Annotated in this window: 9 protein-coding genes and 1 riboswitch; of the genes, 5 read left to right on the forward strand and 4 right to left on the reverse strand. The window is 63.2% G+C overall.

Annotated elements, in window-relative coordinates; translation table 11 throughout:
* Positions 1–23: 23 nt before the first annotated feature.
* A complete protein-coding gene (locus LB555_RS28930) occupies positions 24–590 on the reverse strand; it encodes a LuxR C-terminal-related transcriptional regulator (protein ID WP_411970838.1) in 567 nt (188 codons plus the stop codon).
* A gap of 489 nt (positions 591–1079) precedes the next feature.
* On the opposite strand from LB555_RS28930, the gene mgtE reads away from it, so the two are divergent.
* The gene (gene mgtE, locus LB555_RS28935; RefSeq protein ID WP_015317368.1) at positions 1080–2498 is read left to right on the forward strand and encodes a magnesium transporter; all 1419 of its coding nucleotides are present in this window, start codon (positions 1080–1082) and stop codon (positions 2496–2498) included.
* A 139-nt stretch (positions 2499–2637) separates the two neighbouring features.
* Positions 2638–3024, forward strand: a complete 387-nt coding sequence (locus tag LB555_RS28940) for a MerR family transcriptional regulator (protein WP_006203215.1) — start codon at positions 2638–2640, stop codon at positions 3022–3024.
* Between the two features lie 6 nt (positions 3025–3030).
* On the opposite strand, the gene LB555_RS28945 is transcribed toward LB555_RS28940, so the two are convergent.
* Positions 3031–3537 carry a methyltransferase family protein gene (locus LB555_RS28945; RefSeq protein ID WP_140723996.1) on the reverse strand — a complete coding sequence of 169 codons (507 nt, stop codon included), beginning with the start codon at positions 3535–3537 and terminating at the stop codon, positions 3031–3033.
* A complete protein-coding gene (locus LB555_RS28950) occupies positions 3534–4532 on the reverse strand; it encodes a heparan-alpha-glucosaminide N-acetyltransferase (RefSeq protein WP_224523203.1) in 999 nt (332 codons plus the stop codon). Before LB555_RS28950 ends, LB555_RS28945 begins: the two co-directional genes overlap by 4 nt.
* Positions 4533–4768: 236 nt before the next feature.
* Between LB555_RS28950 and LB555_RS28955 the strand changes: the two genes are divergently transcribed.
* Entirely contained in the window at positions 4769–5968 is a 1200-nt protein-coding gene (locus LB555_RS28955; RefSeq protein WP_224684352.1) for an MFS transporter, read from the forward strand.
* A 3-nt stretch (positions 5969–5971) separates the two neighbouring features.
* Here the strand turns inward: LB555_RS28955 and LB555_RS28960 are convergent, their stop codons facing one another.
* Positions 5972–7147 carry an aromatic ring-hydroxylating oxygenase subunit alpha gene (locus LB555_RS28960; protein WP_224684353.1) on the reverse strand — a complete coding sequence of 392 codons (1176 nt, stop codon included), beginning with the start codon at positions 7145–7147 and terminating at the stop codon, positions 5972–5974.
* Positions 7148–7290: 143 nt separating this feature from the next.
* Positions 7291–7490: riboswitch (cobalamin riboswitch) on the forward strand.
* Positions 7491–7525: 35 nt separating this feature from the next.
* On the opposite strand from LB555_RS28960, the gene LB555_RS28965 reads away from it, so the two are divergent.
* Positions 7526–7705 carry a CbtB domain-containing protein gene (locus tag LB555_RS28965; RefSeq protein WP_015317373.1) on the forward strand — a complete coding sequence of 60 codons (180 nt, stop codon included), beginning with the start codon at positions 7526–7528 and terminating at the stop codon, positions 7703–7705.
* Positions 7706–7720: 15 nt separating this feature from the next.
* Positions 7721–8524, forward strand: coding sequence for a CbtA family protein (locus LB555_RS28970; RefSeq protein WP_015317374.1), 804 nt, complete (start codon positions 7721–7723; stop codon positions 8522–8524).
* The last annotated feature ends 48 nt before the right edge of the window (positions 8525–8572 follow it).

An 8572-nucleotide genomic window follows, 5' to 3' on the forward strand; every position in this document is an offset into this window, starting at 1 on the left:
TGGGTATGGCCTACCCGGTCGCCCTACCCGAAAGGCTGCCTTTGGCTACGCCTCTCTCGTGAATAGAGCGCGACCGCCATGGCGCGGTTGCGGACGTCCAGCTTGTCGTACAGATTCTTGAGATGGTACTTCACGGTGTTTTCGGAGATGCCGGTCCGGGTGGCGATCTGCAAATTGGTCCAGCCGTCGGACAATACCGCCAGCAGTTCACGCTCGCGCACGGTAAGCCGGGATAGAGGCGTATCGTTGATCTTGTTGATGTCGATATAGGGGATGCAGATGCGGCCGTGCGCGACAGCCAGGATCGTGTCGAAGATGATGGCGGGATCGTCGAACTGGAAGCAGTAGCCCTGGGCCCCCAGGCGCACGCACTGTTTCAGGATGCCGATGTCATGGTCGTTTGAAAAGACCGCGATGCGAACGTCGAGCTTGCGGGTCTGGACCTCGGCCAGGACATCAGCGCCGTCCATGTCGGAGAGCTTCCAGCCGATCACGGCGACATCGAACTCCTGGACCGCTGCCAGCTCCAGGAAATGCCTGCCGCTTTGTACGGAAGCCAAAAGCTCGAAGCGCCCGTCGCAGTCCAGCATTTCGCGCAGAGCCGATATGACGAGCGGATTGCGTTCGGCCACGACCACGCGAACGCGCCGCTCGTGGATTGCCTTGTTTTCTGTCCGCGACCTGATCTTCAAGGGCTTCCGGCTTTTTTGTTGCGGCTTGGGGGTCCAGCCGATGCCTGGACCTGCATCATGACAATTCTGCCCCAATCGCGCACGGGTGCTCTTTCCCCAGCGACATGCGCTGTCGCGTGGCCGGGCCACAAGCACACCCGCTTTGACGGAATCGACTAGGTTGCGCACGCCGGACAATGTCGCGTCGGTGGAAAACGACGCCTTTGCGCAAGCGGGATTTTTCGGCTGGAATTCCCGTGCGTTGGAGCGACGGGCTGCGAAATCGAATCATGCCGCCGCTCCAAATTTCTTGTTTGTGGTCGGACCCAAAACCGATTTCCACTTTTCGGAATCATGGTCTAGACCTGATTGGCAACCTTTCCGGGATTCTGATGGCTGGAGACGCTGGTGGAAGGCCAGGACAAGCAGACGACCTCCGCCAAGGCGGCTGACGACGCCCACGCCGACATCTATGGCGAGGACGGCGCGGTTCTTTCGTCCTTCCTTGCCCAGATCGGTGCGGCGATCGCCGACCGCGATACGCTGACCCTCAAGCGCGAAGTCGACGACCTGCATCAGTCGGAACTTGGCGACCTCATCGAGGCGCTGCATCCCGAGCAGCGGCGCGCGTTGGTCGAACTGCTGGGCGCCGACTTCGATTTTTCCGCGCTGACCGAAGTCGACGAGGCGATCCGCATGGATATCGTCGACAATCTGCCCAATGCGCAGATCGCGCAGGCCGTGCAGGCACTCGATTCCGACGACGCGGTCTACATTCTCGAAGACCTCGAGCCGGAAGACCAGGACGAGATCCTGTCGCAGCTGCCGTTCACCGAGCGGATCAGGCTGCGGCGCTCGCTCGACTACCCGGAAGAGACCGCCGGGCGGCGCATGCAGACTGAGTTCGTCGCTGTGCCGCCTTTCTGGACCATCGGCCAGACCATCGACTACATGCGCGAGGACAAGAACCTTCCGGACCGCTTCAGCCAGATCTTCGTCATCGATCCGACCTTCAAGTTGTTGGGGGCCATCGATCTCGACCAGATCCTGCGCGCCAAGCGCGCGGTCAAGGTGGGGGAGGTCATGCATGAGACGCGGCACGCCATTCCCGCCACCATGGACCAGGAAGAGGCGGCGCGGGAATTCGAACAATACGACCTTCTGTCGGCCGCGGTCGTCGACGAAAACGAACGGCTGGTCGGCGTGCTGACCATCGACGATGTCGTCGACGTCATCCAGCAGGAGGCGGAGGAAGACCTGCTGCGCATGGGCGGCGTCGGTGACGAAGAGCTCTCCGACAGCATTCTGGCGACCTCGCGCTCGCGCGTTCCCTGGCTGCTCGTCAATCTGCTGACGGCATTCCTGGCGGCATCGGTGATCGGCCTGTTCGACCACACGATCGAGCGGATCGTGGCACTCGCCGTGCTGATGCCGATCGTGGCCGGCATGGGCGGCAATGCCGGTTCGCAGACCATGACCGTCACCGTGCGGGCGCTGGCGACCAGGGATCTCGACATCTACAACGCCGGCCGCATCATCCGCCGCGAGATGGGCGTCGGCTTCATCAACGGCATCGTCTTCGCCGTGCTGATCGGCATCGTCGCCGCAAGTTGGTTCCACGACCCTAATCTCGGCGGCATCATCGCGGCGGCTATGATCATCAACATGTTCGTGGCGGCCCTTGCCGGCATCCTGATCCCGCTGCTGCTCGACAGGTTCAAGGTGGATCCCGCGGTCGCTTCGGCGGTTTTCGTCACCACGGTCACCGACGTTGTTGGATTCTTTGCCTTCCTCGGCCTCGCGAGCTGGTGGTTCGGTGTCCGGTAACGGTCTCAATTGACTTTTACGTAAATGCCGTGCGAGGCTTGTGCGGGGTGTCGCGTCGATTCCGGCGGACAAGGGTTTGGTTCGGGACAGAAGGGAGACGCCGCATGGCGATCGCCTGGAATTCCGGCAGGGAGTGACAATGCGGGAATATTATTCGATCACCGAGCTGACCCGCGAATTCGACGTGTCGACGCGGACACTGCGTTTCTATGAAGACGAGGGATTGGTGCAGCCGGTGCGGCGCGGCCGCACACGCCTGTTTCGCCCTTCCGACCGCCACCTCATCCGGCAGATCATGCGCGGAAAACGCCTCGGCTTCTCGATCAACGAGATCCGCGAGATCATCCAGATGTACAAGGAGCCGCCGGGCGAGGTCGGGCAGCTCAAGCTGATGATCAAACGCATCGAGGAAAAGCGCGAAGACCTCAGGCAGAAACGTCGCGACCTCGAGGAGACACTGGCCGAACTCGACCAGGCCGAGGAGTCTTGCGTCGAGCGGCTGGTCGAGCTCGGCGTCAACACGTAGCCCTGCTCAAATCCAGCGCCGGACTCTTTTTGCATAGTCGCGGTATTTCTTGCCGAATTTCGCCGCCAATATCTTTTCCTCGCCCTCGATCGCGACCTTCTGGGTGACGAAGGCAGCGACGAAGGCAAGCAGGAAGAACCAGGCGATGCCCGAGACGAAGGCGACGCCGATCAACAGCAGCGTGTTGGCCAGGTACATCGGATTGCGGCTGACGCCGAAGGGGCCGGTCGTGACGAGATGATCGGGCACGGCGTTGGGATTGAGCGTGGTCCTGGCCCGTATCATGGTGCGGATCGCTGTGAACCAGAGTACGGCCACGGCGAACAATGCCACCCAGCCGGCGGCGAACAGGATGTCGCCAAGGAGATCGCCGATCCAGGGCAGCGGGATGTAGAGGCCGAGCACGACACTGATGAGGATGGCGGCGGCGTAGATCACCGGCGGCCACGGTACCAGCCCAGGCTTCGGCCCGGTCCCAGGCTTCGGTTCGATCCCAGGTTTTGGCCCGATCATTGTGTCCCTCCCTCCGTCATCTTGTCCTCGGTCTTGGCGGTGCACGTTGCGGCAAGATCGGACAGATGCGCCCTGAAGTCCGCAGTCTGGTCGTTGTTGAAGAGCCGATCAAGAGAGGCTTCGCCTTCGAGCGTTTCGAGCATGCAGCCGCAATAGCTCGAACAGAAGGTTGCGTTGCGCATCTGCTCGCACGATCGCTGGCAGGTTTTCAGGAAATTGACCTGCGGGGTTTCGACTTGCGCCGGCATCACTTGCGAGAACAGCCAGACGCAGCCGATCAGCAGCGGCTGGTGGATCAGGTAGAAAGCCAGGCTGTGGCGGCCGATGAAGACCAGCGGGTTGGACCAGCGTCCGGGCGCCAGGTTCGCCAGGCGTGCCCTTATGCCGGAAGTGGAAGCGAATTTGGCCACCGCAATGCCCGTAAGCACGGCGCCGAACCAGGGGAACAGCGGAACGTAGTCGTTGGAGCGCGGGTTGATCGCCGACAGGCCGATCCACCAGAGCCAGGGATGATCGAGGGCCTCGAAGCGCAGGTAGACTGGTGCCGCGATGACGAGCGCGGCGACGGCAAGCGTCAGCAGCGCCGGCAGGCGCAGGAACGCGAGGCCGAGCAGGCTGGCGAGCGCGATCTCGTGCAGGATGCCGAAAAAGATGAATCCGTCGGGCGTGGCGATGCGGGTGACGACCGAAATGGCGACCGCCGCGCCGGCGATCATGGCGAACCGCTTCCAGAAGCCGTTCCAGCGGATCTGTCGGCCATGGGCGAGATAGAGGCTGACCCCGACCAGGAACAGGAAGGTCGATGCGATGCAGCGGGCGTAGAACTTCCACCAGCCGAAGGCGGTGAGGCCGGGATCGGTGTAGCCGAAGAATTCCAGGTCCCAGGTGAAGTGGTAGCTCGCCATCGCGATCAGCGCGATGCCACGCAAGATATCGATGGCGACGATGCGCTTCGATGGCTGCGGGACGGGTACGGTCGGCGTGTGGATGCTCATGGTCTCGCGATCTGATTCAGCCCCTCCACGACGACTATCACGGTTGCACCGGATAGAAGAAGACCGGGCGCCTTGGCCTGCACCGCGCGGCGGGGTCCGCGCCAGCCGCCGGGTTGGGCCAGCGCGGAAAAGCCTTTGACCGGCTTCGCTTTTTGCCGGATGTGCGTCGGTTTCCTCTTAATGGGCCTGAAATGTCCACGGCAGATTTAACGCCTCGATTCTGCTTTGGGGAAGCAATGTCCACCCATGTTCGCCATCCGATCTGGCTTCCGGCCCTCAAGGCCGCGGATGCGCGCACCTTCGCCTCGCTGTACGCTGTCGAATCCTTCGCCCGCGCCATGGTGTCGAGCGTCATACCGATCCAGGCCTACGAGATTCTCCGCAACGAGCAGATCGTCTCGATACTCTACACCGCCGTGTCCCTGCTCGGCCTGTCGGTGACCTTGTTCATGCCGATGCTGATCCGCCGCTTCGCGCGGCGCTGGGTCTACACGGCGGGCGCCTGCCTGCTCGCCATCGGCTCGCTGTTCTTCGTCACCCATACGCTCGCCGGGCAACTGGCCGGAATGCTGTGCCGGGTGATGGGCGCCAGCGCGCTGTCGATCACGCTCAACCTCTACATCATGGATCACATCCGCAAGACCGATTTCATGCAGGCCGAATCGCTGCGCATGGCGTGGTCGATGGTTGCCTGGACCTGCGGGCCGACGCTCGGCATTTTTCTCTATACGCGCTTCGGCATTTATGCCGCGCATGGCGCGGTGGCGGTGTTCGCCATGGCCTTGCTGGCGCTGTTCTGGACCTATCGGCTGAGCGACAACCAGTCGATCCGCCCGGGCAAGACACGACCGGCCAATCCGCTCGCCAACATCGGCCGCTTCGTCGCGCAGCCGAGGCTGAGGCTCGCCTGGCTGATAGCCTTCGGCCGCTCCTGCTTCTGGACGACCTTCTTCGTCTATGGTCCGCTGTTCATGGTCATCACCGGCGAAGGCGAATTGGCCGGCGGTCTGCTGGTCTCGGCCGGCAACGCACTGCTGTTCATGGCGATCTTCTGGGGCAAGGCGGGGAAACGCTTGGGCGGCCGCAGGACCATGACATTTGCCTATTTCGCTATGTCGGCGACGCTGCTGGCGGCCGGTGCCGTGGGCGAAACCGTGCCGTTGCTCACCGGCGCCTTCCTGCTGTGCGGCGCCTTCTTCACCATCGCGCTCGACGCGCTGGGTTCGACCGCCTTCATGCGCTCGGTGCGCTCCTATGAGCGCGCGCAGATGGCGGCGGTCTACCGCACCTATCTCGATTTTTCCGAACTGACGCCGCCGCTGGTCTATTCGGTGGTGCTGGCCTTCTTCGGCCTGGGCTCGGTGTTCGTCACGCTTGGGCTACTGGCAGCCTTTTGCGGCTTCATGACCTGGCGATACCTGCCGAAGTCGCTGTGATCTTCAGGCCTCGGGTGAGCGCGCAGCGTGCCGTTCGCGCACCCAGTTGTGGAAACGGTCCAGGTCGTACTCCTCGGGCATCAGCACGCCAGCTGTATGACGCATCGAGCGCAGGCCCTTCTGGTTGACCTCGCAGATTGCCGCGTCCTCCTCCAGCACCTGTGTGCCGAAGGCAACGATGTTGTCGATGTCGGTCTCAGCGAGCGCCTCGGGCGCGAACAGCCATTCCGCGGTCAATTCGGTCTGTTCGGGACCGAGCGGCGTAAGCCGCACGGTCCTGACATAGTCGACATGGCCGACAATGAACATCGACGGCAGGTTGGTGGAGTAAGTCTGACCGGCGGTTCGTTCCGCCGGCGTCAAGCCCGGGAAGACCGGCCCGTGCGCCTGCCCATCACGCGACCATGTCTCAGCCCCGGTGCGCAGGCCGCCGGAAAATTCCGGCGCGTCATTGTCGGCGTGGCGGAGCCATTCGGGATCGTCATGCCGGCTCATCAGGCCGCGGCCATAGATCGGCACCAGCCGCGACAGGTCCTTGTGGACGCCCGGGCAGTGCAGGCACTCGTTGAAATTTTCCCAAAAAATCTTCCAGTTGCAGTTCATCACCTTGCGCAGCACGTGGCCCGATACCAGCGTTTCCAGCGGCCAGTTGCCGAAGTCGCCGGAGGCCGGGTCGAAGGAGGATTGCGCCGAGCTGGCGGCATCTTCCGCAAGATTGACGAAGACGAAGCCCCGCCACACCGAGAGCGCGACGCGATAAAGCGGGTGATCGGCCTTGTCGAAGCCGTCAGGCAGCGATTTCGACGGCACGCGCACCAGATCGCCACGCAGCGAATAGGACCAGGCGTGATACGGGCAGGTGATCAGCCGCGCCTTCAGCCGGCCCTGGCTTTCCTGGCAAAGCTGCGAGCCGCGATGCCGGCAGGTGTTGTGGAAGGCATGCAACTCGCCGGTGTCGTCGCGCAGCAGGAGGATTTCCTGCGTACCGACGCGGAAGGTGCGGAACGCCAAAGGCTGGGCAAGGTCGGCCTCGCGACAGACGAGCAGCCAGTTCCTGTACCAGATGGCGTCGAGATCGCGCTGATAGTTGTCCTGGTCCCAATAGGCCGACGAGGGCAGCGTCGGCTCCGTTCGAGTCAGGCCGTTGTAGGGCTCGCGCTCGCTGGCATTGGGCTGCATGGCTGGCTTCCCGTGAGGGGTGCCAGCCGACACCCGGCCATGAAGTTTGTCAATCGGGACGGGAGGAGGGCAGCTTCGCCGATACGGCGCTCCTGCGCTGGCGGCTGTCGGAATTTGGTTTGCCGGGCGCGGCGAATTTCCCTATAGTCACCGATGTCGTCGGTTCCTTTTTGGAGCCAAGAGGGAATGCGGTGCGGGCAGGAATTCCTGCCCAATGCCGTGGCTGCCCCCGCAACTGTGTGCGGTAGTCCTCTCCATATGCCACTGAAGATTTTTCTTCGGGAAGGTGGGGAAGGGCGCTTATCCGCGAGCCAGGAGACCTGCCGGCGACAGGAAACTGACTTCGATGCCCTCGGGTGGAGGGCGAAAGGACAAGACATGACTACCGCTTCCGTCTCCCTCGGCGCCTCCGTCTCCTCGCAGTCGCGCTTCATGCAGCTCGCGCTCGCGGCGCTGCTCGGCATCTTCGTCGTCGGCTTTGTCGGCTTCTCGCATATCGATGCGGTCCACAATGCTGCCCACGACTATCGCCACTCGATGGCGTTTCCCTGCCACTAACGAGGATCCGACATCATGAATCTGTTTCGCAACGTCGTGTTCGTCGCGGCGATCGCGGGGCTCGTGGCCGGTGTCGTTCTCGCCTGCATGCAGGCCTATGCCACCGTGCCGCTGATCCTCAAGGCGGAAGTCTACGAAAAGGCCGGCGGCGGCCACCACCATGATCACGCGGCCGCACCAGCGGCGACCAATGATGCCATGAGCACGGTGGCGCCCGCTGGGAATGCCATGAGCTCTGCCGCGCCCGCGGGCACCGATGCCGTGACACCGGCGGAGGAAGACGAAGGCTGGGCGCCGGCCGACGGTTTCGAGCGTTTCGCCTTTAGCGTGGTTGCCAATATCGTCACCGGCATCGGCTTCGCACTGGTCCTGGTCGCGGTTTCCGAGTTCTTCGGCGGCGTCGGCAACTGGCGCCAGGGTGTGTTCTGGGGTTTGGCCGGCTTTGCCGTGTTCACACTGGCACCGGGTCTCGGACTGCAGCCGGAACTGCCGGCAATGCCGGCGGCCGATCTTCTGCCGCGCCAGATCTGGTGGACGGCGACGGCGGCCGCGACCGCGATCGGCCTAGGCCTGATCGTCTTTCGCAGATCGCTGCCATTGACCATCCTCGCCGTCTTGCTGATCGTCGCGCCGCATGTCGTCGGCGCGCCGCAGCCCGACAGCTTCGAAACACCGATCCCGGAAGGCCTGCACCATCAGTTCGTGGTGGCGGTGACGGTGACCAATCTGGTGTTCTGGCTGGTGCTCGGCGCGATCGTGGGCGTGGTGCGCAGGCGCTTCACCGGCATGGCGACCAGCCTGCGCGACAGCTTTGCCTGATCGCGGCAGGCTGACCTTCATCATCGGTGGTGGGGGCTCCGGCAAGAG

Origin of the sequence: Mesorhizobium sp. BR-1-1-10 (genome assembly GCF_020165595.1) — a bacterium.
Lineage (GTDB): Bacteria > Pseudomonadota > Alphaproteobacteria > Rhizobiales > Rhizobiaceae > Mesorhizobium > Mesorhizobium australicum.